At 71.8% G+C, this 25,675-nt stretch carries 24 protein-coding genes and 1 tRNA gene; 9 read left to right on the forward strand and 16 right to left on the reverse strand.

Annotated features, from left to right (window positions below):
* Positions 1 to 55: 55 nt before the first annotated feature.
* The 4 genes from mshC to ACIRB7_RS20995 form a co-directional block, all read right to left on the reverse strand.
* The gene (gene mshC / locus ACIRB7_RS20980; protein WP_403600610.1) at positions 56 to 1,285 is read right to left on the reverse strand and encodes a cysteine--1-D-myo-inosityl 2-amino-2-deoxy-alpha-D-glucopyranoside ligase; all 1,230 of its coding nucleotides are present in this window, start codon (positions 1,283 to 1,285) and stop codon (positions 56 to 58) included.
* Between the two features lie 181 nt (positions 1,286 to 1,466).
* The gene (locus ACIRB7_RS20985; RefSeq protein ID WP_403601043.1) at positions 1,467 to 2,306 is read right to left on the reverse strand and encodes an SCO1664 family protein; all 840 of its coding nucleotides are present in this window, start codon (positions 2,304 to 2,306) and stop codon (positions 1,467 to 1,469) included.
* Positions 2,270 to 2,860, reverse strand: a complete 591-nt coding sequence (locus ACIRB7_RS20990) for a DUF3090 domain-containing protein (protein ID WP_351217621.1) — start codon at positions 2,858 to 2,860, stop codon at positions 2,270 to 2,272. Before ACIRB7_RS20990 ends, ACIRB7_RS20985 begins: the two co-directional genes overlap by 37 nt.
* 68 nt (positions 2,861 to 2,928) lie before the next feature.
* A complete protein-coding gene (locus ACIRB7_RS20995; protein WP_403600613.1) occupies positions 2,929 to 3,618 on the reverse strand; it encodes a histidine phosphatase family protein in 690 nt (229 codons plus the stop codon).
* 91 nt (positions 3,619 to 3,709) lie between these two features.
* On the opposite strand from ACIRB7_RS20995, the gene ACIRB7_RS21000 reads away from it, so the two are divergent.
* The gene (locus ACIRB7_RS21000) at positions 3,710 to 4,702 is read left to right on the forward strand and encodes a magnesium and cobalt transport protein CorA (RefSeq protein ID WP_403600616.1); all 993 of its coding nucleotides are present in this window, start codon (positions 3,710 to 3,712) and stop codon (positions 4,700 to 4,702) included.
* Between the two features lie 20 nt (positions 4,703 to 4,722).
* Here ACIRB7_RS21000 and ACIRB7_RS21005 read toward each other — a convergent pair whose 3' ends face one another.
* Positions 4,723 to 5,508 carry a ferritin-like domain-containing protein gene (locus ACIRB7_RS21005; protein ID WP_403600619.1) on the reverse strand — a complete coding sequence of 262 codons (786 nt, stop codon included), beginning with the start codon at positions 5,506 to 5,508 and terminating at the stop codon, positions 4,723 to 4,725.
* 218 nt (positions 5,509 to 5,726) lie between these two features.
* Positions 5,727 to 6,776 carry an LLM class F420-dependent oxidoreductase gene (locus ACIRB7_RS21010; RefSeq protein WP_403601045.1) on the reverse strand — a complete coding sequence of 350 codons (1,050 nt, stop codon included), beginning with the start codon at positions 6,774 to 6,776 and terminating at the stop codon, positions 5,727 to 5,729.
* A 130-nt stretch (positions 6,777 to 6,906) separates the two neighbouring features.
* Here ACIRB7_RS21010 and ACIRB7_RS21015 point away from each other — a divergent pair, with 130 nt between their 5' ends.
* Together ACIRB7_RS21015 and ACIRB7_RS21020 are read left to right on the forward strand one after the other, a co-directional pair.
* Entirely contained in the window at positions 6,907 to 7,884 is a 978-nt protein-coding gene (locus tag ACIRB7_RS21015; RefSeq protein WP_403600622.1) for an aldo/keto reductase, read from the forward strand.
* The gene (locus tag ACIRB7_RS21020; RefSeq protein WP_403600625.1) at positions 7,881 to 10,139 is read left to right on the forward strand and encodes a helix-hairpin-helix domain-containing protein; all 2,259 of its coding nucleotides are present in this window, start codon (positions 7,881 to 7,883) and stop codon (positions 10,137 to 10,139) included. Before ACIRB7_RS21015 ends, ACIRB7_RS21020 begins: the two co-directional genes overlap by 4 nt.
* A 91-nt stretch (positions 10,140 to 10,230) precedes the next feature.
* Here ACIRB7_RS21020 and ACIRB7_RS21025 read toward each other — a convergent pair whose 3' ends face one another.
* Entirely contained in the window at positions 10,231 to 10,911 is a 681-nt protein-coding gene (locus ACIRB7_RS21025; protein WP_403600628.1) for a hypothetical protein, read from the reverse strand.
* 47 nt (positions 10,912 to 10,958) lie between these two features.
* Between ACIRB7_RS21025 and ACIRB7_RS21030 the strand changes: the two genes are divergently transcribed.
* A complete protein-coding gene (locus ACIRB7_RS21030) occupies positions 10,959 to 11,147 on the forward strand; it encodes a DUF5703 family protein (RefSeq protein ID WP_073915128.1) in 189 nt (62 codons plus the stop codon).
* Between the two features lie 73 nt (positions 11,148 to 11,220).
* On the opposite strand, the gene ACIRB7_RS21035 is transcribed toward ACIRB7_RS21030, so the two are convergent.
* The 3 genes from ACIRB7_RS21035 to ACIRB7_RS21045 form a co-directional block, all read right to left on the reverse strand.
* Positions 11,221 to 12,042 (reverse strand): chaplin, encoded by an 822-nt coding sequence (locus ACIRB7_RS21035; RefSeq protein ID WP_403600631.1) that lies wholly within the window; start codon positions 12,040 to 12,042, stop codon positions 11,221 to 11,223.
* A gap of 137 nt (positions 12,043 to 12,179) precedes the next feature.
* Complete coding sequence (gene chpH / locus ACIRB7_RS21040; protein WP_403600634.1) at positions 12,180 to 12,413, reverse strand: chaplin ChpH; 234 nt, start codon at positions 12,411 to 12,413, stop codon at positions 12,180 to 12,182.
* 127 nt (positions 12,414 to 12,540) lie between these two features.
* The gene (locus ACIRB7_RS21045; protein ID WP_403600637.1) at positions 12,541 to 13,866 is read right to left on the reverse strand and encodes a M20/M25/M40 family metallo-hydrolase; all 1,326 of its coding nucleotides are present in this window, start codon (positions 13,864 to 13,866) and stop codon (positions 12,541 to 12,543) included.
* Between the two features lie 174 nt (positions 13,867 to 14,040).
* On the opposite strand from ACIRB7_RS21045, the gene ACIRB7_RS21050 reads away from it, so the two are divergent.
* Together ACIRB7_RS21050 and ACIRB7_RS21055 are read left to right on the forward strand one after the other, a co-directional pair.
* Positions 14,041 to 14,128: transfer RNA gene (locus tag ACIRB7_RS21050), tRNA-Leu, on the forward strand.
* A gap of 53 nt (positions 14,129 to 14,181) precedes the next feature.
* Positions 14,182 to 15,108 carry an RluA family pseudouridine synthase gene (locus tag ACIRB7_RS21055; RefSeq protein ID WP_403600640.1) on the forward strand — a complete coding sequence of 309 codons (927 nt, stop codon included), beginning with the start codon at positions 14,182 to 14,184 and terminating at the stop codon, positions 15,106 to 15,108.
* Here ACIRB7_RS21055 and ACIRB7_RS21060 read toward each other — a convergent pair.
* From ACIRB7_RS21060 to ACIRB7_RS21075, 4 genes are all read right to left on the reverse strand, one after another.
* Complete coding sequence (locus tag ACIRB7_RS21060; protein ID WP_403600643.1) at positions 15,092 to 15,721, reverse strand: MBL fold metallo-hydrolase; 630 nt, start codon at positions 15,719 to 15,721, stop codon at positions 15,092 to 15,094. The genes ACIRB7_RS21055 and ACIRB7_RS21060 overlap by 17 nt on opposite strands.
* Positions 15,721 to 16,806, reverse strand: coding sequence for an S-(hydroxymethyl)mycothiol dehydrogenase (locus tag ACIRB7_RS21065; protein ID WP_403600646.1), 1,086 nt, complete (start codon positions 16,804 to 16,806; stop codon positions 15,721 to 15,723). The genes ACIRB7_RS21060 and ACIRB7_RS21065 overlap by 1 nt, the downstream gene beginning before the upstream one ends.
* 125 nt (positions 16,807 to 16,931) lie before the next feature.
* A complete protein-coding gene (locus ACIRB7_RS21070; protein ID WP_403600649.1) occupies positions 16,932 to 18,389 on the reverse strand; it encodes an amino acid permease in 1,458 nt (485 codons plus the stop codon).
* A gap of 194 nt (positions 18,390 to 18,583) precedes the next feature.
* Complete coding sequence (locus ACIRB7_RS21075; RefSeq protein WP_403600651.1) at positions 18,584 to 19,285, reverse strand: FadR/GntR family transcriptional regulator; 702 nt, start codon at positions 19,283 to 19,285, stop codon at positions 18,584 to 18,586.
* A gap of 147 nt (positions 19,286 to 19,432) precedes the next feature.
* On the opposite strand from ACIRB7_RS21075, the gene ACIRB7_RS21080 reads away from it, so the two are divergent.
* The 3 genes from ACIRB7_RS21080 to ACIRB7_RS21090 are packed head-to-tail and all read left to right on the forward strand — an operon-like array spanning position 19,433 to position 21,893.
* The gene (locus ACIRB7_RS21080) at positions 19,433 to 19,963 is read left to right on the forward strand and encodes a gluconokinase (RefSeq protein WP_403600654.1); all 531 of its coding nucleotides are present in this window, start codon (positions 19,433 to 19,435) and stop codon (positions 19,961 to 19,963) included.
* A gap of 46 nt (positions 19,964 to 20,009) precedes the next feature.
* Positions 20,010 to 21,407, forward strand: coding sequence for a gluconate:H+ symporter (locus ACIRB7_RS21085; RefSeq protein ID WP_403600657.1), 1,398 nt, complete (start codon positions 20,010 to 20,012; stop codon positions 21,405 to 21,407).
* Positions 21,408 to 21,461: 54 nt separating this feature from the next.
* The gene (locus tag ACIRB7_RS21090; RefSeq protein WP_403600660.1) at positions 21,462 to 21,893 is read left to right on the forward strand and encodes an ASCH domain-containing protein; all 432 of its coding nucleotides are present in this window, start codon (positions 21,462 to 21,464) and stop codon (positions 21,891 to 21,893) included.
* On the opposite strand, the gene ACIRB7_RS21095 is transcribed toward ACIRB7_RS21090, so the two are convergent.
* Both ACIRB7_RS21095 and ACIRB7_RS21100 read right to left on the reverse strand, forming a co-directional pair.
* Complete coding sequence (locus tag ACIRB7_RS21095; protein WP_403600662.1) at positions 21,881 to 25,231, reverse strand: HEAT repeat domain-containing protein; 3,351 nt, start codon at positions 25,229 to 25,231, stop codon at positions 21,881 to 21,883. The two genes, ACIRB7_RS21090 and ACIRB7_RS21095, sit on opposite strands and share 13 nt — an antisense overlap.
* Positions 25,228 to 25,647 (reverse strand): hypothetical protein, encoded by a 420-nt coding sequence (locus tag ACIRB7_RS21100; protein WP_403600664.1) that lies wholly within the window; start codon positions 25,645 to 25,647, stop codon positions 25,228 to 25,230. The genes ACIRB7_RS21095 and ACIRB7_RS21100 overlap by 4 nt, the downstream gene beginning before the upstream one ends.
* Positions 25,648 to 25,675 lie beyond the last annotated feature (28 nt).

Below are 25,675 nucleotides of genomic sequence, written 5' to 3' on the forward strand. Positions count from 1 at the left end.
GAGGAAAGAGATACGGGAGGGGTGGCGCGGCCGCCCCTCCCGTTTCTCGTGCGTGCTAGAGGGCGACGCCGAGGAGGGCGTCGACGGCGCGGGAGACGAGACCGGGGGCGGAGTCGTCGGTGCCGCCGTCGGCCGTCTGGAGCGCGGCCCAGCGGTCGACCGCGGCGAGCGCGGTGGGGGTGTCGAGGTCGTCGGAGAGGGCCTCGCGGAGCTCCTCGACGAGCGCGTCGGCGGACGGGCCGTCGGGGCGGGACACGGCGGCGCGCCAGCGGCCGAGGCGCTCGACGGCGTCCTGGAGGACCTGGTCGGTCCACTCCCAGTCGTCGCGGTAGCGGTGGGAGAGGAGCGCGAGCCGGATGGCGGCGGGGTCGACGCCGTCCCGGCGGAGCTTGGAGACGAAGACCAGGTTGCCCCGGGACTTGGACATCTTCTCGCCGTCGAGGGCGACCATGCCGGCGTGGACGTACGCCTTGGCCATGGGGAACTCGCCGGTGAGGGTCTGGGCGTGGGAGGCGCCCATCTCGTGGTGCGGGAAGATCAGGTCGGAGCCGCCGCCCTGCACGTCGAAGCCCATGCCGAGGTGGTCGAGGGCGATGGCGACGCACTCGATGTGCCAGCCGGGCCGGCCGGCGCCGAGGCTCGCGCCGTCCCAGCTCGGCTCGCCCTCGCGGGCGGCCATCCAGAGCATGGGGTCGAGCGGGTTCTTCTTGCCGGGGCGCTCCGGGTCGCCGCCGCGTTCGGCGGAGAGGTGGCGCATCAGCTCGGTGCTGTAGTTCGAGACCTGCCCGAAGTGCGGGTCGGCGTCGACGGAGAAGTAGACGTCGCCCTCGAGCTCGTAGGCGGCGCCGGAGTCCCGGAGGCGCTCGACGAGCGGGACGATGCCGGGTATGGCTTCGACGGCGCCGATGTAGTGCTGCGGGGGCAGCATCCGCAGGGCGGTCATGTCCTCGCGGAAGAGGGCGGTCTCGCGCTCGGCGAGGCCTACCCAGTCGATGCCGTCGCGGATCGCGCGCTCAAGGAGCGGGTCGTCCACGTCCGTGACGTTCTGGACGTAGTGCACCTGCCGCTTGGTGTCGAGCCACACGCGCTGAACGAGGTCGAACGCGTTGTAGGTCGCCGCGTGACCCATATGGGTCGCGTCGTACGGCGTGATGCCGCAGACGTAGATACGGGCGACGGGGCCGGGGGCGAGGGTGACTCGTCCGCCGGTCGCGGTGTCGTGGATCCGGAGGTCGCGGCCCTTGCCGGGAAGGGCGGGGACCTCAGAAGCGGGCCAGGCATGCATGACCCGAGCGTAACCGGACAGGTGTTCCGGATACGAACCGGATCCGGGATCTTGACCGATTAGGCGCTCTTGCGGGTCGAAGGGGGTACGTGCATACCCCCCAGGGGTGCAGACACACTCGGGGCCCCTCGCCTCCGCCTTGGCCGAAACCTTTCGGCTCGCTCGGACCGGGGCCATTCGCTCAGACCGGGGGCCAGGGGATCGCGGGCCACTCCCCCGAAGGCACCGGGTGCCGTCCGCTGGCCCTCAGGGCCTCCACGCGGGCGCGTACCGCCGCGACCTCCGCGGCGGTGAGCAGTTGGGCCAGACGGGCGGCGAGGGGCGCTCCCGGCGCCAGGGAGCGGTCGAGGGCGTCGAGCACCCCGGCCGTCTCGGCGGGCAGCTCTTCGCCCGCCCAGCCCCACAGCAGGGTGCGCAGCTTGTCGTCGACGTGGAAGCTGACCCCGTGGTCGATGCCGTAGAGGCGTCCGTCGGGTGCCGGCAACAGGTGGCCGCCCTTGCGGTCGCCGTTGTTGATGACGGCGTCCAGGACCGCGAGCCGTCGCAGCGCGGGGGTGTCGGCGTGGACGAGGAGCGCGGTGCGTTCCTCGTCGAGCTGGGCGGGCCCCACGGCCTTCCAGCCCGCGCCCGCCTCCTCGTCCTCGGTGAGGGCGAGCAGACGCGCCTCCGGGTCGGCCTCGATCCACAGCTGGACCATGCCTTCGCCGTACGGGCCGTCGCGGAGCACCGTCGGCGGGACGAGGCCCCAGCCGGTGGCCTCGGAGATCTCGTACGCGGCGACCTCGCGCTGGGCGAGGGTGCCGTCGGGGAAGTCCCACAGCGGCCGCTCCCCCGCGACCGGCTTGTAGACGCAGGCCGCCTCCCGTCCGCCGTGGGCGACGGAGCAGTACAGGACGGCGTTGGAGGCCTCGCGGACCTGGCCGCGGACGGTCAGCTCACCGTGGGCGAGCAGCTCGGCGTCCGGCGGCGTCGAGGGGCTGCTGGTCATGCTCCGCGACGGTATCCGTTCTGGCGCGGGCAGACGTGCCCCTCGGGGTCGAGCGGCAGGCTGCACAGCGGGCACGGCGGCCGGCCGGCGTTGACGACGTCCAGGGCCCGTTTGGCGAAGGCGCGTGCCTGGGCGCCGCTGAGGCGGACCCGGAGCATCGGCGGGCCGTTCTCCTCGTCCTGGAGGAGTCGCTCCTCGGCCTCGGCCAGGTCCTCCTCGGACTCCACGTCGAGCTCGACGAGCGCCTGCGCCTCGACGATCATGCGCTGTTCCTCGCCGTCCCAGGCGAGCGCCATGGTGCCGACGCGGAACTCCTCCTCGACGGGTACGTCGAGGGGGGCGGTGTCGGCGACCTCGGCGGGGGCGACGGCGGGGACGGGCGCGTTGCCCCCGGTGCGGCGCACGACCTCGTCGAGGAGTTCGTCCATGCGTTCGGCGAGGGCGGCGACCTGTGTCTTCTCCAGGGCGACGCTGGTGACCCGGCCGCCGGCGGACGCCTGGAGGAAGAACGTACGGCGGCCAGGCAGCCCGACCGTACCGGCCACGAAACGCTCCGGTGGGTCGTAGAGGAACACCTGACGGGACACGTTTCCCGGCTCCCTTGCGTCTCGACAGTCGTACTACAACGGCGCGTCCACCCTACTGCGCGAAGCGATCACGGTGCGCCCGCACCGCCCCCGACCGCGGCCGTCCCGCTGCTGTCGGGGTGGTCGCGGGGCGCGAGACCGGCGAAGTCCCCGGTGTCGCCGAGGCGCAGGAGGAAGGGGCGCAGGCGCGTGTAGCGGATGACGGTGACCGAGCAGGGGTCGACGTGGAGGCGCTGGAAGAGGTCGAGGTGCAGGCCGAGGGCGTCGGCCACGATCGACTTGACGATGTCGCCGTGCGAGCACATGACGTAGCAGGCGTCCTCGCCGTACTCGGCCTCGATCCGGGCGTTCCAGTCGTGGACGGCGTCGACGGCGCGGGCCTGCATGGCGCGCATGGACTCACCGCCGGGGAAGGCGGCGGCCGAGGCGTGCGCCTGCACGACCTCCATGAGGGGTTCGTCGCCCAGTTCGGCCAGTTTGCGGCCCGACCAGTCGCCGTAGTCGCACTCGTTGATCCGGTCCTCGACGTGCAGCGGCAGGTCCGGGCGGGCGCCGAGGAGGGGCCGTACGGTCTCCCGGCAGCGCTGGAGGGGGCTGGAGACGACGGCGGCGAGCGGGAGGTCCGCGAGGCGCCCGGGGAGCGCGGCGGCCTGCGCGGCCCCCCGCTCGTCGAGGGAGATCCCGGGCGTGCGTCCGGCGAGGACCCCGGAGGTGTTGGCGGTGGAGCGTCCGTGCCGGACGAGGATCAGCGTGGCCATGCCGGCCAGCCTAGGCGGTGCCCCGCCGAATCCGGCGGCGAGAGGATCCGGGCGGATCCCCGCGTGCATGGCGGAGCCGTTCGGGGGGAGAATGCGGCGCGTGATTGTCGACTCTGCCATCTACCGTGACGGGCGCCGTACGGACGGCCCCGCGGACCTCTCCGACGCGCTCGACGAGGCGCGGGCCGCCGGGGACGCCTTTCTATGGGTGGGGCTGCACGAGCCGACGGAGGCGGAGTTCGACCACGTCACCTCCGAGTTCGCGCTGCACCCGCTGGCCGTGGAGGACGCCCTGAAGGCGCACCAGCGGCCCAAGCTGGAGGTCTACGACGACTCGTTGTTCGCGGTGCTCAAGCCGATCGTGTACGAGCCGGAGAGCGACCGGGTGTCCTCGGGCGAGCTGATGCTGTTCGTGGGCGACTCGTTCGTGGTGACGGTTCGGCACGGCGAGGGCGCGCCGCTCGCCGAGGTGCGCCGCCGGCTGGAAGCGGACCCGGAGCTGCTGAAGCACGGGCCGACGTCGGTGCTGTACGCGGTGAGCGACGCGATCGTGGACCACTACCTCGATGTGGCGGGTGAGCTCCAGGTCGACCTGGAGGAGTTGGAGGCGGACGTCTTCGCGCCCACCGGGGGCAATCCGGCGAACACGGCGGAGCGGATCTACACGGCGAAGCGGCAGGTGCTGGAGTTCCGGCGGGCCAGCGGTCCGCTCGCGGGTCCGCTGGCCCGGCTGACAGCCGGTTCGGTGCCGTTCGTGCACGAGCGCGCGCAGCCGTTCTTCCGGGACGTCAACGACCATCTGCTGCGCTCCAACGAGCAGGTGGAGGGGCTCGACCGGCTCCTGTCCGACGTGTTGTCGGCCCATCTCGCGCAGATGGGGGTGCGGCAGAACGACGACATGCGGAAGATCTCGGCGTGGGCGGCGATGGCGGCGGTCCCCACGATGGTGGCCGGGATCTACGGCATGAACTTCGACCACATGCCGGAGCTGCGCTGGGTGGCCTCGTACCCGGTGGTGATCGTCGTGATGTCGGGCATCGTCTTCATGCTGTACCGGATGTTCAAGCGGCGCGGCTGGATGTGAGGCGCCGCCCGCGCCGCCCCTCAGAAGGCGGGGGCGGGGGTCGCGGGCCCGCCGAGGGCGTCGAGCCGCTCGGGCATCCGCAGGTCGACCATCCGGTGCCACCCGGCGGCGCGCTCGTACGCGTACATGCCGCGGATGCCGGCGGCGAGGGCGGCGGCCTTGGGCCGGGGCCAGCGCAGGATCCGCCCCATGTGGCGCATCACCGCGAGGCTGACGTCACGGTAGACCTGGATCTCGACGAGGGCGGAGTCGCGCAGGGTCCGCTGGATGAGCCTGCCGTGGCCCTCGCGGGCGAGGCGCAGCAGTTCCTCGTGGCAGTAGGCGAGGTGGTTCGCCTCGTCGTTGTCGATCATGTGGATGGCCTTGCCGAGTTCGGGGTGGTTCCCGAAGTACGTGACGAGCATGTCCATCTGGTCGGCGGCCCGTTGCTCGGTGACCCGGCTGTGGGCGAGGTAGACGACGATGTCCTGCTCGGTCAGCGGTTCCTCGCGGCGGAGCTTGTCGTGCGCGAGGCCGATGCCGCGCTGTTCGAGCAGCATCGTGTAGTCGGTGTCGGACGGTACGGGGACGGGTGCGAGGCCGCGCTTCCTCATCAACGCGTCGAAGATCCGGCCGTGCTTGTCCTCGTCGGCGCCGTGCCGGGTGATCTTGGGCGTGAGGTCCCTCATGCCGGGCGCGACGAGGGCCGCGATCCGGGCGTTCTCCCAGCCTCCCTGGGTCTCACCGCTGGCCGCGATGGAGCAGAAGAGCCGGAACGACTCGTCGTTGTCGATGATTTCCTGGAACAGACCCTTGGCCGTGAGCATCGCCGCCACCTCCGTGCGCGTGTCCGCACTTCGTACGCCCCCGGGACCACGAGTCAAATGCGGTCGGCGTCGGCGGGCAACAGGAGGGCCGTACGACTCGGCCGAAAGAGTGAGCCCCGGGCCGTAACCGGGGGCCCGGTGGAGCCGTTGTGCTGGATGACGGCCGTGGCGGGGAAGACCCCCGAGCCCCCACCACGGCCGCAGACTTTCCCCCGGTGTTACGCGAGGCCCGCACGCTCCATGGCCTCCACGCCCGCCCGCAGGGCCGCCACCCGCTCGTCCAGGGTGAAGCCGGCCGGGGCGAGGGTGAGGGTGGTGACCCCGGCCTCGGCGTAGGCCGTCATCCGCTCGGCGATCCGCTCGACGGAGCCGAGCAGCGCGGTCTGGTCGATGAGGCTGTGCGGTACGGCGGCCGCGGCGCCCGTCTTGTCGCCGGCCAGGTACTTGTCCTGGATCTCGGCGGCCTCCTTCTCGTAGCCCATGCGCCGCGCGAGCTGGTTGTAGAAGTTCTGCTTGCGGCTGCCCATGCCGCCGACGTAGAGCGCGGTGTACGGGCGGAACACGTCCGCGAGGGCCTCGACGTCGTCGCCGAGGGCGAGCGGCACGGTGGGACAGACGTCGAAGCCGTCCATCGTCAGGCCGGCCTTCTCGCGGCCGGCGCGCAGCGGCCGGAGCGCGGTCTCCTCCAGGTGGGCGGCGGAGGGGAAGATCAGCAGGGCGCCGTCGGCGATCTCGCCGGTCTGCTCCAGGTTCTTGGGGCCGATGGCGGCGATGTACAGCGGGATGTGCTCGCGCTGCGGGTGGACGGTGAGCTTGAGGGGCTTGCCGGGGCCGTCGGGGAGCGGCAGGGTCCAGTGCTCGCCGTCGTGGGTGAGGCGCTCGCGGGACATGGCCTTGCGGACGATGTCGACGTACTCGCGGGTGCGGGCGAGCGGCTTGTCGAACTTCACGCCGTACCAGCCCTCGGAGACCTGGGGTCCGGAGACGCCGAGGCCGAGGCGGAAGCGGCCGCCGCTGAGCGAGTCGAGGGTGGCGGCGGTCATCGCCGTCATGGCCGGCTGCCGGGCGGGGATCTGCATGATCGCGGAGCCGACGTCGATGTGTTCGGTCTTCGCCGCGACCCAGGCGAGGACGGTGGGGGCGTCGGAGCCGTAGGCCTCGGCGGCCCAGCAGACGTCGTAGCCGAGGCGGTCCGCCTCCTGGGCGACGGCGAGGTTGTCGCCGTCCATACCGGCGCCCCAGTAGCCGAGGTTGATGCCGAGCCGCATGTCCACGCACCCCTTACCCATCGGTAACGTCCTTGTGGGCCGGACTCTAGCGCGCGGCCGGGGCATCCGTCAGGGCGTGGTTGTCCACAGGCTCTCTCCGCGTGGTGCCGTGGCCAGTAATCTCGCGCCCATGGAGCAGAGGCATCTCGGACGTACGGGCCTGCGTGTGTCGCGCATCGGACTCGGCACCCTCACCTGGGGCCGGGACACCGACGAGCACGACGCCGCCGCGCAGCTGAAGACGTTCTGGGACGCGGGCGGCACGCTCGTGGACACCGCCGACGTGTACGGCGGGGGCGAGGCGGAGTATCTGCTCGGGCGGCTCATGGAGCGGCTCGTGTCCCGGCAGGACCTCGTCCTGTCGACGAAGGCCGGCAGCGTGCCGGACCCCGACCGGCGGACGGACGGCTCGCGCGGGCATCTGCTCGCCGCGCTCGACGCCTCCCTCGCCCGCCTCGGCACCGACTACGTCGACCTGTGGCAGCTGCACGCCTTCGACCCGCACACGCCCCTGGAGGAATCCCTCCAGGCGCTGGACATCGCGGTACGCAGCGGGCGGGCCCGGTACGCGGGCGTGGCGAACTTCTGCGGCTGGCAGCTCGCCAAGGCCGGCACCTGGCAGCTCGCCGGGGACCGGACGCGGCTCGCGGGGGCGCAGCTGGAGTACTCGCTGCTCCAGCGGGGCGTGGAGCGCGAGGTGCTGCCGGCCGCGCAGGACCTCGGGATAGGCCTGCTGCCCTCCTCGCCCCTTGGACGCGGGGTCCTGACGGGCAAGTACCGCGGCGGGACCCCCACGGACTCGCGGGGCGCCTCGGAGACGATGGCACTGTTCGTGGAGCCGTACCTGGACGAGGCGGCGCGCCGGATCGTGGACGCGGTGGCGACGGCGGCCGAGGGCCTCGCCACGACCCCGCTGCACGTGGCGCTCGCGTGGGTCCGGGACCGGCCGGGGGTGACCGCGCCGATCGTCGGCGCGCGCACGGCGCGGCAGCTCACGGCCGCGTTGTCGGTGGAGACCCTTAGTCTTCCTGACGAGATCTGTCGGGCGCTGGACGATGTGTCGGCGCCCGTGCACCGCTATCCGGATCACGACTGGAGCACCTTGTGACCGAGCCTTCCGGGGAGACCGCGCCCGAGGCACCCGAGGACGTGGAGCCCACCGAGGACGTCCAGGAGGACGTACGGGGGGACGCCGCCGAGACGGAGGAGCCGGGGACGGCTCAGGAGCCCGACGCGTCCGAGGGAGCCGACGCACCCGGTGCGGAGGAGACCGATACGCCGGGTGCGGAAGGGGCCGATACGCCCGCCGCCGAGGGGAACGACGTCCCCGACGCCGCGGAGGCCCCGGAGGCGGCCGGCGCGGCTCAGGAGCCCGCCGCCGACGCCGCCGCCGCGGCCGAGTTGAGTGACGCTCAGGCCGAGATCGCCGCGCAGCGGGAGCTGCGGGCCAGGATCGAGGCGCGGAAGGCCGAGAAGGACGGGCCCCTGGCGAGTGGCGCCAAGCTGAGCGGCACGGCCGCCGACCTGCTCGCGGCCGTCCGGGCCGTGGAGGGCGGCGCGGCCTCGGGCGGCGCGTTCCACGAGGCCCCCGAGCCCGCGCCCCGGCGCCCCGCGCCCGAGGCGGCCCCGGCCGTGACCGTCCGGCCCCCCGCGCCGGAGCGGGCATCCGCGCCCGCGCCCGGCACCACGGCCGCCGTGCGGGAGGTGCTCGCCAAGGGCGGCGCCCCCGAGACGCTGGCCGGGCAGGTCGCCACCACGCTCGGCGAGGGCGCGGCCCCGGCCCTCCTCGACGACCCGTGGCAGCTGCTCGCGGTGCCCGGGGTGCGCCCGGAGCAGGCCGACGGCTTCGCACGGGCGCTGCTCGGCCCCGCGTGCGGTCCCGACGACCCGCGCCGGACGGTCGCCCTGACGGTGTGGCTCCTGGAGCGGGCCGCGCTCCAGGGACACACGGCGCAGGAGATCCAGGCCGTGCGCGCCGGACTCACGGGACACGCGGTGCCCGATCCGGACTCCGCGGTCGAGGAGGCCGTCGCCGCGGGCGCGGTCCTCGTCTTCCAGGAGGAGGAGACGGCGGAGGAGGAGCCCGAGGGCGACGAGGAGCCGACGGAGGCCGTCGCCGAGGCGCCCGCCTCGCCCGTGCTGCTCGGTCTCGACCGGTACGCGATGGCCGAGGAGAGCCTCGCGGACGCGCTCGCCCGGCTGGCCAGGACCGTGACGCCCACGCAGTGGGAGGGCTCCGAGCTGCAGCGTGCCGCCGGTGCGCACGGCCTCGTCCTGCACACGGGCGGCGAGGCGTCCCGCGCCGAGCCGGTGGCACTCGCCGCGGCGGCCCGTGAGCGCGGCCTGCGCACCCTGGTCGCCGTCCACACGGACGACGGCCGGCGCGCGCTCGGCACCGCGGGGGCGGACGCGGTGACGGTCGCCGCCCTGCTGTCCGGGGCGGCCGGTCCCGGCCGCGACGAGGAGGGCGCCCTCGCTCTGGACCTCCTCGTGGTGCTCGACGCGCCGCAACTGGACGTGGAGACCGCCGCGATGCTCGTGGAGTCGCTGCCCGACGGCTGCCGGCTTGTGCTGAGCGGCGACCCGGGGGTGCTCGGCGCGCCGGGGGCGGGCCAGGTCTTCGCCGATGTGCTCGCGGCCCGGGTGTGTCCGCGGATCGCCTCGCGGCTGCCCGACCCGGGGCCGCTCGGCGAGCTGGTCTCGGGCATCGGCGCCGGGGAGCTGAACCAGGTGGAGGCACCCGGCAAGGAGATCGTGATCGTCCCGGTGCGGGACGCGGGCGAGGCGGTGCACCGTACGGTCCAGCTGGTGGCCGACTCGGTGCCGCGGGCGATCGGGGTGCCGCCCGAGCAGACGCAGGTCGTGACGGTCGGCCACGGCGGCTCGGCCGGTACGCGCGCGCTGAACGCGGCCCTCAAGCAGCGGCTCAACCCGGGCCCCGGCCGCTTCGGCGGCTACGACATCGGCGACCGCGTGGCGTACGCGCAGGTGCCGGGGCGGACGGTGACGGGCACGGTGCTTGCGGCCGACGCCGAGGGGCTGCGGCTGCGCTGCGGGGACGGGGAGCTCCTCGTACCGAAGGATCGGGTGGAGTCGGCCCTGCGGCACGGCTGGGCGCTGACCGCGCACCAGGCGGCCGGGACGCGCTGGCCCGCGGTGGTCGCGGTGCTGCCGGGGGACGCCGCCGGGGGCCTGAGCAGGCCGTGGGTGTACACGGCCTTCGGCCGGGCGGAGCGCCATCTGTCGGTCGTGCACGGTGTGGACCAGGCGCTGCCCCGCGCGGTGGCCGAGGGGGTGGCTCCGGAGCGTACGACCCGGCTGCGGCCGCTCCTGGAGGCGCTGCTGGCCACGCCCGAGGAGTAGGAGCAGCCGGGCGGTACGGCGGAGGGCCGGGGCACCGATCGCGGTGCCCCGGCCCTCCGCCGTCTGCTGTCTCTGCCGTCTCTGCTGTCTCTCAGGAGCCGGGGCCGCCGGCCTCTCCTCCGGCATCCTCGATGTCCTCGTCCTCGTCCTCGTCCTCTTCCTCGTCGAAGACGGCGCTGACGTCGAAGCGGCAGATGATCCGCTCCGGATCGGCGTGCTCGAAGGGGGCGTTGAGCCACTCCCCCGGTTCCGGGAGTTCTTCGGCCGCCGTGACCCAGAGCGTGGAGTCGCCCTCCTCCAGACCGAACTCCTTGTGCCGGGAGGCGATCTCGTCCGGTTCGTACTCGCCGAAGAGCACACCGAGCGCGGCGAGCGGCGAGACCCCGGCCCGCGCGGCAGGCCCGGGGGCGTCCGGGTCGCCGTCGATCTCCGCGATGCGGCGGGCCTGGGCGAGCAGTCGTTGCGGCTCCGCCACGGCGTAGTCGCGGCGGATCAGGATGCTGAGGGCGTGTGGTTCGTCAGGTCCGGCGTACGGCGGCAGGGCGCCGTCCGCTCCGGGGATCTCGAAGGGAGTGACCTCGTCGTAGCGGTCGTAGAGGATCTCGTCGTACGTCTCGGCCGCCGTGGCGAGGGCGTTGAAGGCTTCGTAGACGGCCGTGTCGTCGTCCCCCGTGCGGCGTTCGACCGCCGCGAGGTGGAGGTCCAGTGCGGCTTTGACCGCCTCGGCGGCGGCACGTACCTCGGCAGCGGTGGGCTGCGCAGCATCAGACATGGGACAGACGCTATCCGTACCGGGCCTGTGCCCGCACAATAGATGCGATGCCGGAATACGAATTTGTCGACGTGTACGTGCCGCGCGGTGTCTCCCGCAAGGAGGCGACGCGGCTGCTTACCGACCATGCCGAGTACGGACACTGGGAGTTGGACCGTCTGACCCTGCACCGGGACGGGAGCCGCAGGGTGCGGCTGAAGCGGCGGATCATCCGCCAGGTCCGGGCGACCTGGTAGCAGGGAAACAGGACAACGAGAAGGGGCCCCGCGGTGTGCGGGGCCCCTGTGCGTGGTGCGCGACGCGGCGGGCTCAGGCGGCGCTGCGGGCGCGGCGGTAGATCAGCGAGCCGGCGAGCAGCAGACCGGCACCGACGGGGACGACCACGCCGAGCGGACCGGAACCGGTCTCGGCGAGCTCCTCGACGGCGCGGGGCGGGGTGAGGCCGTGCTCACTCGGAGTGTTCGAGCCGCCGTCGTCCCCGGGGAGGCCGGGGGTGCCCGGGTTACCGGGGGTGCCGGGGTCACCAGGGGTCCCGGGGTTGCCCGGGGTGCCGGGGTTGCCAGGATTGCCCGGGTTACCGGGGTTACCCGGATTCCCAGGGTTGCCCGGGTTACCAGGGTTACCAGGGTTACCCGGGTTCCCCGGATTGCCGGGGTTCCCCGGGTTCCCGGGCTCCCCCGGGTGCGTCGGCTCGATGCCGTTGCCGCAGTCGTTGCCCATCGTCGGGTTCAGCAGACCGACGACCGAGACGCTGTTGCCGCACACGTTCACCGGGACGTGGACGGGCGCCTGGACGTTGTTCCCGGAGCCCACTCCCGGGGAGTTGCTCGTGTGCCCGTCGGCGGAGGCACCGCCGCCCGGCTTGCCGGGCTTGGCCGGCTTCGAGGTGTTGGCACACGTGTTGCCGAACGCCGGATTCAGCAGTCCGACGACGCTGACGGTGTTGCCGCAGACGTTCACCGGTACATGGACCGGGGCCTGGACGGAGTTTCCGGACGCGATGCCCGGCGAATTCGTGGCCGTACCGTTCGCACCGGAATCGGCGTGCGCATAACCGCCGCCGCCGACCGCGGCGAAAACGCCTCCGGCGGCCGCAACGGTGATAAGGCCCTTGCGCGTGACCTGTCGCATAGCTTGTTCCCTGCCTGCTCAGCTTCGAAATGCCACCGGGCGGAACGTCCGGGGCGGAAATAGCCACCGGCCCCGGAGTGCATGGCACGCACTCCGGGGCCGGACCGGCTCACACCCTCATGGGGCGAGGCACAACGTCAGGCGTTGACGCAGGTGTTACCGAAGGCGGGGTTCAGCAGGCCGATCACGTTGACCGTGTTGCCGCACACGTTCACCGGGACGTGAACCGGAACCTGGACGACGTTGCCCGAGATGATGCCGGGGGAAGCGATGGCGGCACCCTGGGCACCCGAGTCCGCGACGGCCATGCCCGCACCCGCGAGAACGAGACCGCCAGTGGCAGCCGCAGCAGCAGCGACCTTCTTGAACATTGTTCCTCCTAGTTGGAAATGCGGCCCCAGCCGCGGACCGCACACCTGTAACGAGGGGGACAGGAGGGGGCTACGAGCCCCCAAGTTCATTCACTCTTTCCGGCTACATACAAACGCGTGCCCGAATTCAGCAGGCGTCGATGAAGCGGTCCAGGACCCGGGCGCCGAACTTCAGACCGTCCACCGGCACCCGCTCGTCGACACCGTGGAACATGCCGGCGAAGTCGAGCTCCGGCGGCAGCTGGAGCGGCGCGAAGCCGAAGCAGCGGATGCCGAGGTCGTCGAAGGACTTGGCGTCGGTGCCGCCGGAGAGCATGTACGGCACGGCGCGGGCGATCGGGTCCTCGGCGCGCAGCGCCAGCTGCATGGCGTCCACCAGGGCGCCGTCGAAGTCGGTCTCCAGGGCCTTGTCGCCGTGCACGTCCTCACGCCTCACCTTCGGCCCGAGGATGCGGTCGAGGTCGGCGAGGAACTCCTGCTCGTACCCGGGCAGGAAGCGTCCGTCGACGTGCGCGGTGGCCTGGCCGGGGATCACGTTCACCTTGTACCCGGCGCCGAGCATGGTCGGTGCGGCCGAGTTGCGCAGGGTGGCGCCCACCATCTTGGCGATGCCGCCGAGCTTGGCGAGGGTGCCGTCCATGTCCTCGGGGTCGAGGGGGGTGCCGAGGGCGTCCGAGAGCTCGTCGAGGAAGGAACGCACCGTCTTGGTGACCCTCACCGGCCACTGGTGGCGGCCGAGACGGCCCACGGCCTCGCAGAGCTCGGTGATGGCGTTGTCGTCGTTGGTCATCGAGCCGTGGCCGGCCGTGCCCTCGACGGTGAGCCGCATCCAGTGCATGCCCTTCTGGGCCGTCTCGACCAGGTAGAGGCGCAGGTTCTCGTTGACGGTGAAGGAGAAGCCGCCGACCTCGCCGATGGCCTCGGTCACCCCGTCGAAGAGGTCCCGGTGCTTGTCGACCAGGTGCCGGGCGCCGTACGTGCCGCCGGCCTCCTCGTCGGCGAGGAAGGCGAGGACGATGTCGCGCGGGGGCTTGCGGCCGCTGCGCAGCCGGTCCCGTACGACCGCGAGGGTCATCGCGTCCATGTCCTTCATGTCGACGGCGCCGCGGCCCCAGACGCAGCCGTCGGCGATCTCCCCGGAGAAGGGGTGATGGGTCCAGTCCTCGGCGTTGGCCGGGACGACGTCGGTGTGGCCGTGGATGAGCAGGGCCGGCCGCGACGGGTCCTCCCCCTCGATGCGGGCGACGGTGGAGGCCCGCCCCTGGTGCGACTCGATGATCTTCGGGTCGAGTCCGACCTCCGCGAGCTTCTCGGCGATGTACTCGGCCGCCACGCGCTCCCCCGGTCCCGAGTGGTCGCCGTAGTTGCTGGTGTCGATGCGGATGAGCTCGCTGCAGAGGTCCACGACCTCACTCTCGGCGGTGACGCTTCGGCCCGTGTTCGACTCGCTCACGCTGCTTCCTCCCACTACGTGCCCCACGTGATTGCTTCGGTGCTCGCCCCATACTCCCGCGCGCCCCCCTTCCCACCCAAGGGGGGCAGCCCGGGGGTGGTGATCGGCCACCCCGAATGTTTGCTATGGTTTTCCTCGTCGGAAGGGCCCAGCGGCCAGGAAGACAGACACCTTGTCCGGGTGGCGGAATGGCAGACGCGCTAGCTTGAGGTGCTAGTGCCCTTTATCGGGCGTGGGGGTTCAAGTCCCCCCTCGGACACCAGCGGAAGACCCCACATGATGTGGGGTCTTTCTTGTTTACGGCGGTAGGACCCGGTGCGACGCAGATCCAAGGCCCCTTCTTCTCCCCTCCCCCAGCGGGACGGGATCGATCCGGCGCGGGTGCGGTTGCCGGATGATCCCGAGGGGGTCTGGGGAACCGTACGGGAGCATCTGCTCGACCGGTACGCGGGCGCCATCGGTGCCGGGCGGGTCGAGGAGATGCTGCTGGGGGGCCGCTTCGTGGGGACGGACGGCCCCGTCGGCGGGGACGAGCCGTATGTCGTGGGGCGGTACCTCTGGTTCCACCGGGACTTTCCCGCCGAGACGCCGGTGCCCTTCCCGATCGGGGTGGTGCACCGTGACGAGCGGATCGTGGTGGCGGACAAGCCGCACTTCCTGGCGACGATGCCCCGGGGGCGGCATGTGACGGAGACCGCGCTCGCGCGGCTGCGGCGGGAGCTGGGCCTTCCGCACCTCCAGCCCGCGCACCGGCTCGACCGGCTGACCGCGGGCCTGGTGCTCTGTGTCGTACGGCCGGAGGACCGGGGGGCGTACCAGACGCTGTTCCGGGACCGGCTCATCGCCAAGGAGTACGAGGCGGTGGCGCCGTACGATCCGGCGGTCGGGCTGCCGGTGACCGTGCGGAGCCGGATCGAGAAGGAGCGCGGGGTGATGGCCGCCCGGGAGGTGCCGGGCGAACCGAACAGCGAGAGCCGGATCGCGCTCCTGGAGCGGCGGGGCGGGCTCGGCCGGTACCGGCTGGTGCCGGAGACCGGGCGGACGCATCAGCTGCGGGTGCACATGAACGCGCTCGGGCTGCCGATCCTGCACGATCCGATCTATCCGGTGGTCCGTGAGGACGGGCCGGAGGACTTCTCGCGTCCGCTGCAACTGCTCGCGCGGACGCTGGAGTTCACCGACCCGGTCACGGGCCGCGGGATGCGCTTCGAGAGCCGGCTGGCTCTCAGTGCCCTCGGTTGATCCACTCCTCCAGGTGCGGTGCCTCGGCGCCGATCGTCGTCGGGTCGCCGTGCCCGGTCCGTACCACCGTCTCCGGGGGCAGGGTGAGGAGCTTCCCGCGGATCGAGTCGATGATCGTCGGGAAGTCCGAGAAGGACCGGCCGGTGGCGCCGGGGCCGCCCTGGAAGAGGGTGTCGCCCGTGAAGACCGTGCCGAGCTCGGGGGCGTACAGGGAGACCGCTCCGGGGGCGTGACCCGGGGTGTGGAGGACCGTGAGGTCGATGCCGGCGATGGTGAGGACCTGGCCGTCGGCGAGGTCGCCGTCCGGGCTGTGGTCGGGGTGGGTCCGCTTCCACAGCGGCTGGTCGGCGGGGTGGAGCAGGATGCGGGCGCCGGTGGCGGCGGCGAGCGCGGGGGCCGCGTCGATGTGGTCGTCGTGGGCGTGGGTGCAGACGATGGCGCGCAGCGTCCGGCCGTCGAGCGCGGCGAGGATCGCGCGGGCGTCGTGGGCGGCGTCGATGACGATGGCCTCGGTGTCGTCTCCGACGATCCAGACGTTGTTGTCGACGTCCCAGGTGCCGCCGTCGAGGCTGAAGGTGCCGGAGGTGACGAGGTGGTCGATGCGGGCGGCCATCACAGCACCACCACCGAGCGGAGGACGTCGCCCTCGTGCATGCGGGCGAAGGCCTTCTCGACGTCGTCGAGGCCGATGGTCTCGGTGACGAAGGCGGCGAGGTCGATGCGGCCCTGCTGGTGCAGGTCGACGAGCAGGGGGAAGTCGCGGGAGGGCAGGCAGTCGCCGTACCAGGAGGACTTGAGGGCGCCGCCGCGGCCGAAGACGTCGAGGAGCGGGAGTTCGAGCTTCATCTCGGGGGTGGGGACGCCGACGAGGACGACGGTGCCGGCGAGGTCGCGGGCGTAGAAGGCCTGCCGGTACGTCTCGGGGCGGCCGACGGCCTCGATGACGACGTCGGCGCCGAAGCCTCCGGTGAGTTCGCGGATCGCCTCGACGGGGTCGGCGGAGCGGGAGTCGACGGTGTGGGTGGCGCCCATCCTCCTCGCGGTCTCCAGCTTCCGGTCGTCGATGTCGACGGCGATGATCTTCGCGGCTCCGGCGAGGCGGGAGCCGACGATCGCCGCGTCGCCGACGCCGCCGCAGCCGATGACGGCGACGGTGTCGCCGCGGCCGACGTTCCCGGTGTTGAGGGCGGCGCCGATGCCGGCCATGACGCCGCAGCCGAGGAGGCCCGCGACCTCGGGGGCGACGGCGGGGTCGACCTTGGTGCACTGGCCGGAGGCGACGAGGGTCTTCTCGGCGAAGGCGCCGATGCCGAGGGCCGGGGAGAGTTCCGTACCGTCGAGCAGGGTCATCCGCTGCTTGGCGTTGTGGGTGTCGAAGCAGTACCAGGGGCGGCCGCGCAGGCAGGCGCGGCAGGTACCGCACACCGCACGCCAGTTGAGGATCACGAAGTCGCCGGGGGTCACGTCGGTGACGCCCTCGCCGACGGACTCGACGATTCCGGCGGCCTCGTGGCCGAGGAGGAAGGGGAACTCGTCGTTGATGGCGCCCTGTTTGTAGTGGAGGTCGGTGTGGCAGACGCCGCAGGCCTGGATCTTCACGACGGCCTCGCCGGGGCCGGGGTCGGGGATGACGATCGTCTCGACCCGTACCGGTTCGTTCCTGCCGGGGGCGATGACCCCCTGGACGTGCTGTGGCATCGCGACCTTCCCTTCCTCCGACCGGATCTTGTAAGGCTCTTGCGTACCACTATCTCCTGACAAAAGGCGAGACCCCCGCAGGCCGTGCCTGCGGGGGTCTCGCCGTATCCCGTGGGGGGAGGTCGTCAGTCGCGGTTCGCCGCGGCGGTCGTACGGACGCGCTTGCGGACGAGGAACCAGCCGCCGACCAGGGCCGCCGCGATGAGCGGCAGGCAGTTGACGGTGGTGCGGCTGATGCCGCCGTCCATCCACATGAGGACGAGGACGGAGCCGAGGAAGACGAGGGTCACGATCTGGGTGTACGGGGCCCAGGGCAGGTTGTAGCCGGGGCGGGTGAGCTTGCCCTGCTCGGCGTTGCGCCAGAACAGCAGCGAGCAGACCATGATCATGGCCCAGGTGCCGATGATGCCGATGGAGGCGAAGTTGAGGACCAGTTCGAAGGCCTCGCCGGGCATCACGTAGTTGAGCGCGACGCCCATGACGCCGAAGGCGGCGGTGAGCAGGATGCCGCCGTAGGGGACGCCGCCCTTGTTCATGACGCCGGTGAACTTCGGCGCGGAGCCGGAGAGCGACATGGAGCGCAGGATGCGGCCGGTGGAGTAGAGGCCCGAGTTGAGGCTGGAGAGCGCGGCCGTGAGGACGACCAGGTTCATCACGCCGGCGGCGCCGGGGACGCCCAGCTTGTCGAAGACGGTGACGAAGGGGCTCTGGTCTCCGGAGTACGCGGTGTACGGGAGGATCAGCGCGAGCAGGACGACGGAGCCGACGTAGAAGAGCCCCACGCGCCACATGATCGAGTTGATCGCCTTCGGCATGATCTTCTCGGGGTTCTCGGTCTCGCCGGCGGCGACGCCGCACAGCTCGACGGAGGCGTAGGCGAAGACGACGCCCTGGATGAGCAGCAGCATCGGCATCATGCCGTTGGGGAAGATGCCGCCGTTGTCGCTGATGTTGGCGAGGCCCGGGGTGTGGCCGCCGACGTCGTGCGAGGTCACGATGAGGAAGATGCCGATGAGCATGAAGGCGACCAGGGCGCCGACCTTGACGATCGCGAACCAGAACTCCATCTCGCCGAAGTACTTCACGGAGATGAGGTTGGCGGCGAGGACGACCGCGAGGGCGATCAGGGCGAGGATCCACTGCGGGACGTCGCTGAACATCGCCCAGAAGTGGGCGTAGGTGGCGGCCGCGGTGATGTCGGCGACGGCGGTGGTCGACCAGTTGAGGAAGTACAGCCAGCCGGCCGTGTAGGCGCCCTTCTCGCCCATGAACTCACGGGCGTAGGAGACGAAGGCGCCGGAGGAGGGGCGGTACAGGACCAGCTCGCCGAGGGCCCGCACCACGAAGAAGGCGAAGACGCCGCAGACCGCGTAGGCGATGAAGAGGGAGGGGCCGGCCTGGGACATCCGGCCGCCGGCGCCCAGGAAGAGGCCGGTGCCGATGGCGCCGCCGATGGCGATCATGTTGATGTGCCGGGACTTGAGGTCCTTGCGGTATCCGGCGTCGCCGGCGTCGACGTGGGGGGCGGCCGGGTTCGCCGGAGGGGCGGACAGCGGGTCGGCCGCGATGACGCGGTCACTCATGGAGTTGTTCGCCTTCGTGAGGGGGCTGTGCGGACCCGGCCGTGCCTCGTGGGGGTCTCCCGGCACGGCCAGCGGACATCCTCACGGCAAGGGGTGCCACCTGACTGTGGCGCATGTCACTGAACGCCCATATTTGAGCTAGTTCAGAGCTTTACGCGCGCCTTACGGGTGCCTGACCGGCGCCTTACGACGTCTCACGGAGCCAGGACGTCCAGTTCATGGAGGGCTCCGACCGCGATCTGGCGGGTGAGCTCCTCGGCGCGGGCCGCGTCCCGCTCCCGTACGGCCTCGGCGACCTGGACGTGGAGGGTGACGGCCGCCGGGTCGGGGTCCTCGAACATCACGTGGTGGTGGGTGCGGCCGGTGAGGACCTCGGCGACGACGTCACCGAGGCGGGCGAACATCTCGTTGCCCGAGGCGTCGAGCACGACCCGGTGGAAGGCGACGTCGTGGACGAGGTACTCCTCCAGACGTCGGCCGCGCGAGGTGGCGACCATGCCCAGGGCGTGTTCGGTGAGCTCGCGGCACTGGTCCGGGGTGGCGTTCTCGGCGGCGAGGCCGGCGGCGACGGGTTCGACGGCCGAGCGCAGGACGGTGAGCGAGCGGAGCTGGCGGGGGCGGTCGGCGCCGGCCAGGCGCCAGCGGATGACCTGGGGGTCGTAGACGTTCCAGCTGGGGGTGGGGAGGACGGTCACGCCGACGCGGCGGCGGGACTCGACGAGATGCATGGACTCCAGGACGCGGACGACCTCGCGGACCACGGTCCGGGAGACGTCGAAGCGCTGGGCGACCTCGTCGGTGCGCAGCACGGTGCCGGGTGGGTACTCCCCGGCGGTGATCGCGAGACCCAGGGTGGCGAGGACGTGCGAGTGAAGCCCCTGGGCCGGTGTCGTCATGGTGGCAAGCCTATGCGGGCCCGGCCGGGTGATCACATCGGGAATTAAAAGTACTACTTTTATGTCACAGTCTCTTGAATACGTCGTACCCAATGGGTTTCATGGGCGCGACGGATCGATGTCGAAGAAGACAGCGAGGCACCACCCATGAGCACCACCCCCCAGCCCAGGACGAGGACAGTCGTCGTCGTGATGGGCGTCGCCGGGACCGGCAAGACCACGATCGGCCCGCTGGTCGCCGAAGCCCTCGGCCTCCCCTACGCGGAGGGCGACGACTTCCACCCTCCGGCCAACGTGGCCAAGATGTCGGCCGGCGTCCCCCTGGACGACGAGGACCGGGGCCCCTGGCTCGACGCGATCGGCGCCTGGGCGCACAGCAGGGCCGGACTCGGCGGCGTGGTGAGCAGCTCCGCCCTCAAGCGGGTCTACCGGGACCGGCTGCGTGCGGCGGCGCCCGGTGTCGTCTTCCTCCATCTGACCGGCGACCGGGAGCTCATCGAGCGGCGCATGGGCTCCCGCGAGGGGCACTTCATGCCGACGGCGCTCCTCGACTCCCAGTTCGTCACCCTGCAGCCGTTGCAGGACGACGAGGCCGGTGTCGCCGTCGACGTCTCCGGCACCCCCGAGGACATCGCCGCCCGGGCCGTCGTCGCGCTGCGCGGCCTCGCCGTCCGCTGACTCCCGTACCCCGTCCCCTTCCCCCGCTCGTACGAAGGACTCCACCGTGACCAGTCTCAGCGTCGAGATCCTGGCAGCGGACGCCGCCGAACCGATCACCTCGGCAGGCAACGCCCAGCTCGGGATCGCCGTGCTCGCCGGCATCGCCGTCATCGTCCTGCTCATCACCAAGTTCAAGCTGCACGCGTTCCTGGCGCTGACCATCGGCTCGCTCGCGCTCGGCGCGTTCGCCGGGGCGCCGCTCGCCGACGCCATCAAGTCGTTCACCGCCGGGCTCGGCAGCACCGTCGCCGGTGTGGGCGTGCTGATCGCCCTCGGCGCGATCCTCGGCAAGCTCCTCGCCGACTCGGGCGGCGCCGACCAGATCGTCGACACGATCCTGGCCAGGGCCAGCGGCAGGGCCATGCCCTGGGCGATGGTCCTGATCGCCTCCGTGATCGGCCTGCCGCTGTTCTTCGAGGTCGGCATCGTGCTGCTGATCCCGGTGGTCCTCATGGTCGCCAAGCGGGGCAACTACTCCCTGATGCGGATCGGCATCCCGGCCCTCGCCGGTCTGTCGGTCATGCACGGGCTGATCCCGCCGCACCCCGGCCCGCTCGTCGCGATCGACGCGGTCGGCGCCAACCTGGGTGTCACCCTCGCGCTCGGTCTCGTCGTCGCCGTCCCGACCGTGATCATCGCCGGTCCGCTCTTCTCCCGGTACGCGGCCCGCTGGGTCGACATCCCGGCCCCGGAGCACATGATCCCCGCCCGGCCCTCCGAGGACCTGGAGAAGCGCCCCGGTTTCGGCGTCACCGTCGCGACCGTGCTGCTGCCGGTCGTCCTGATGCTGGTCAAGGCGCTCGTCGACATCGTCGTGGACGACCCGGAGAACGGTGTCCAGAAGGTCACCGACGTCATCGGCTCGCCCCTGATCGCGCTGCTCGCCGCCGTCATAGTGGCCCTGTTCACGCTGGGCCGCGCGGCCGGCTTCACCAAGGAACGGCTCTCCTCGACCGTCGAGAAGTCCCTCGCCCCGATCGCCGGCGTGCTGCTCATCGTCGGCGCGGGCGGCGGCTTCAAGCAGACCCTCATCGACATCGGCGTCGGCCAGATGATCCTGGACTTCTCCAAGGACTGGTCGATCCCGGCGCTCCTCCTCGCCTGGCTGATCGCGGTCGCGATCCGGCTCGCGACGGGCTCGGCGACGGTGGCGACGATCTCGGCGGCCGGGCTTGTCGCTCCGCTGGCGGCGGGCATGTCGACGAGCGAGACGGCGCTGCTCGTGCTCGCGATCGGCGCGGGTTCGCTCTTCTTCAGCCACGTGAACGACGCCGGGTTCTGGCTGGTGAAGGAGTACTTCGGCATGAGCGTCGGCCAGACCATCAAGACCTGGTCGGTCATGGAGACGATCATCTCGGTCGTCGGCATCGTGTTCGTGCTGCTGCTGTCGCTGGTGTTGTGACCTGAACGGTGCGTACACCCGTGCGGGCCGGTCGTGGCTGACAGACTGTCGGCCATGACCGGCCCTCACGCGCTCAAGCCCTTCCTCCTCGCCTTCCCGGGTCCGCTGCGGGACCGGCTCGTCGCCGCGGTCCTCTCCGGCGAGAAGGTCGCCACGACGGGCCTCCTCGTGGAGTACGAGATCGAGAACGAGGAACTGCCGGAGCCCGGCGAACGCTCGGCGCTCATCGACTCCGACGGCCGCGAGGTCGCGGTCGTCGAGGTGACGGAGGTCCAGGTCCTGCCCCTGGGCGAGGCGGACCTGCGGCTCGCGCTCGACGAGGGCGAGGGCTTCCTGTCGGTCGCGGACTGGCGGGAGGCGCACGAGCGCTTCTGGCACAGCGCGGAGATGCGGGAGGGGTTGGGGGACCCCGGGTTCACGGTGGACGACTCGACGATGGTGGTGGTGGAGCGGTTCAGGGTGGTGGAGTTGATTCAGGAGGGCTGAGGGGCGAGGACCGTGAGGAGGCGCTGCGCGAGTTCTCGGATCTCCCGGTGGTCGTCGGTCGCGGCTGCCCGGCGGAGGAGGGGAAGGAGCTCGGGGTCGTCGCGGCGGAGGTCCGCGAGGACCCGGAAGGCGGTGAGCCGGACCGAGGGGTCGGGGTCGTGGGCGACACGGTCCTGGGCCAGGGCCGCCAGCTCAGGGCCGCCGGCGCACTCCAGGAGGTACCCCAGGACGGTGGCCCGTACCTCACCCGCCTCGTCCCGCACGGCGAGGTCGTGGGCCAGGCGCACCGCCTCCACGCCGTCGTCGTCCTCGGTCATCAAGTGTCCGACCACCGCGACGCGCACGTCCGCGTCGGGGTGGTTCCGCGCAAGGTCGACGGCCAGGCCGTGCGCCCCCTCGTGATCCAGGGACTCGAGCCACATCAGAGCCTGGGCGCGGACCTCCGGACTCACGTCGTTCCGACCCCGGTCGAAGAGGAAGTCCCGGACCGCCACCTCGTTCTCGCCGTGTGCCACCAGGAGATCCAAGCCGTACTGACGGATCCAGCCGAACTCGTCGCACGTCAGCCGATCAGTGAACAGGTCTGCCAACGGCCCGTCCGGGATCCCCGCCTCGGCCAGGCAGCGGAGGGCGGCCCAGCGCACGGAGAGGTGCTCGTGCCGGGTCAGCTCACAGAGGTGCGCGTGCGTGCCCGGCTCGTCCGACCCGATCTCCCGTACGGCGTCGATCGCGGCGGACACCACCTCGGGGCTGCCGTCCTTCCTCAGCAGGTCCTGGACGAGCGCACGGACCGCCGGCTCGTCGCCGGTCCTCGTCACCACGGCGGTCAGTGCCGTACCGCGGAGCACGGGATCGACGTCCTCCAGCGCGGACCGCAGCAGCTCGACCGCTTCTGTTCCGTCCTCGGCGTGCAGGGCGAGCGCCCGTACGACCGGGTCACGCAGGTGGGGATCGTCGCGCAACCCGTCGAGCGCGACCCGGGCTTCCGGCGTGGCGATCCGGTGACGCTCCAGACATTCGAGCGCCGCTTCGCGCACATCCGTGTCCGCGTCACCGAGCCGCTCCACGGCGAGCCGGGCCACCCAGTCGGGGGCGGCGTCCTCGCTGTACTTCAGGCGTCTCATGAGCGCCGCCCTCATCGCGGCACTCGGTTCCTGCCGAAGGCAGTGCGCCAGCCGCTCCCCCGACGCCGTGTCACGGCCCGCCCTGTCCATGAGCAGGCCCGCCGCACTGAGCCGCGCCGCCCTGCCGGATCCGGTCAGGGCTGTGTCGGCGAGGAGTTCGGTGCTGGGCGGCTCCCCACCACCGTGCAGGAACAGGTGGATCCGCATGGCGAGCCGGCTGATGGAGCCGTCCAGCACCAGCCAATCCTCCCGGTCCCCTCGGGTCCACGACTCGCACCACCGCAGATAGTCGTCCCGGCCCGCCCAGTCGGCGCCGAGAGACGTCAGCGTCGGCCCCAGGGACTTCACGTGCTCGGAGGGATGGAAGGTGGCGACGCCCAGCTCTCGGGTGAACTCGAACAGCCGGATCGTCCGCCGCACCAGTGCCCTGCTCTGCGGGGCCAATGCCCCGATGCGGCGGGTCTCCGCCAGGCAGCGGGCGACGAAGGCCACTCCGGCGAAGGCCCCGTCCGTACGGTCTCCCACCGGTGTCTCGATGAGCTTCGGCGCCAGCAGCCGGTCGATCACCCCCGCCACGAAGCGCTCGTCGAGCAGCCCCACCAGCAACAGCAGGATCTCGTGCCACGTCGGGTCGTGGACCTTCGTCGCGAAGAGCTCCTGGAGGTCCTCCTCCGACAGGGTTCGTTCGTGGTGGAAGCGGTGGGCCAGGTCCGTCGCCGCCAGGTACTCCAGGAACGTGCGGTGGACGAAGCCGTAGATCTCGCCGCCGTAGCGGCTGAGGATGAAGTTGCGGTGGCGGAACTGGTCGAGCATCACGCGGGCCGCCGTCGCCGCGCGGTCCGGCGGGAGGGCGTAGCGGTCCTTCAGGTACTCCTCGAAGCTCCTGAGGAGGTCCGGGCCCGCGATGTGGTTGCCGGAGATGCCGCCGTGGCCCTCCTGCATCTGGCGGGCGATGAGGCGCAGGAGTTCGCGTTTGTCCTCGGGGCCGAGGTACGGGAGGTGTTCCTCGACCTGACGGTCCCTGAGGTACTTGCTGGGGTCCCAGTGCTCCACCAGGACCTCGACCGCGTGCTCGTACACCGTACGCCGGTCGCGCGGGAGTTCACGGCGGCGGCCGATGATCGCCAGGATCGTGAGGATCAGCGGGTTGCCCGCGAGTTCCCGGACGGAGGTGGACGCGTCGACGGCCGTCGTGACGCGTTCGATCAGTTTCCGGGCCTGATCCGGGTCGTCCGGGCACGCGAGCGCGAACCACTGTCCCGCGAACGCGCCGATCTGCTCCCGGTCGAGTTCCTGGAGCATGAAGTTGGTGAACCCCGCGCCGTCCAGGACGGCCCGCTGGTAGCCGTAGCCGCGTGAGGTGACGACGATCCGGGCCCGGGGGTGGCGGGCGGCGAAGCCCGCGATCCGGCGGGTGACCGCGTCCCTGATGTCCTTCTCGAAGAGTTCGTCGAGGCCGTCGAAGATCACGAGGGCGGTGTACGGACCCTCCCCCGCGAGGAGCGCGGTCAGCGTCTCCGGCGGCAGCCCGAGTCCCTCCGTCGCGTACTGGTGGGCGAGGAAGTCCTCGAAGGTCCGCTCGCGCCAGGCGGGTTGTGCGTACTCCCGGAGTTCGACGATGAGCGGGAGGCTGCCGTGCAGTGCGTCGAGGCCCGGCGGGGGTTCGGGGGAGGTGAGGACGAGTGCCAGGTAGCGGGCCAGGGTGGACTTGCCGGAGCCCGGGTGGCCGAGCAGGACGACACGGTCGTGCTTGGGCGTGGTCAGGACGTCGAGTACGGGCAGCGGTGGCCGCTCCTGGTACGCGCGGCGGACCCGGTCGACCGTCTCCCGGTCGATGCCGGGCGGCAGGTCGTGGAGCTCGGCCTCCGCGGGGTCCATGAGACGGCGCAGCAGCTCCTGGGGAAGTTCGACGGGCGGCGGGTCGGCCCGTACGGACTGGGGGACGAAGACGTCCCGCAGCCGCAGGACCGGGCGCTCGTCCTGCTCCCGGAGCGGGGTGAGGACCTCCAGGTCGAGGCGGCCGTAGCGCTGGCGGACGCGGGTGGCGTAGGCCTCTCGGGCCGCCTCGATCTCCGGTGATCCGTGCTGGGGTGGGACCGATGCGAGCGTGACGTGGACATCGCCCTGTACGCCGCTGATCTGGGTGAGGGGGCCTTGGACCGTGGCTCCCGACGCCGTCTGCGCCGCCTTCCGGCGCTGGAAGAAGCCCCTCACGGCGTGGCGGACGGCGGTGCTTCGATGCGGACCGAGCCGCCCACCCCGTCGATCTGGTGCAGGTCCCCCGCCGTCCGGGCTCCGTGGGCCGACTGCGTCCCGGCGCCCTGCCCCTCGGCAGGGGTGGAGGCGGTCGGAGGGGCGGTCGTGGCGCCGCCGGTCCCGATCACCACGTCGCCGGTGACGTTCCTGATCTGGTGCAGCGATCCCCCGGTCACGGTCTGGTCCGCCGACTGCGCGGAGGGGCGGTTGAGCAGGCCCACCAGGGTCAGCGCGCAGCCCGCGATCGTGAAGAACAGGCTCAGGACGCTGCTCCACTTGTCGGCGGCGTCCAGGCCCTGGAGGACGAGGAAGGCCGCCAGGCCGCCGAGGGCCACGACGCCGCCGACGAGTATCAGCAGTACACGTTTTGTCACGCCGTCATCTTGCCCCGGTCCGGGGCCT

The organism is Streptomyces sp. NPDC093795 (assembly GCF_044764665.1).
GTDB lineage: Bacteria > Actinomycetota > Actinomycetes > Streptomycetales > Streptomycetaceae > Streptomyces.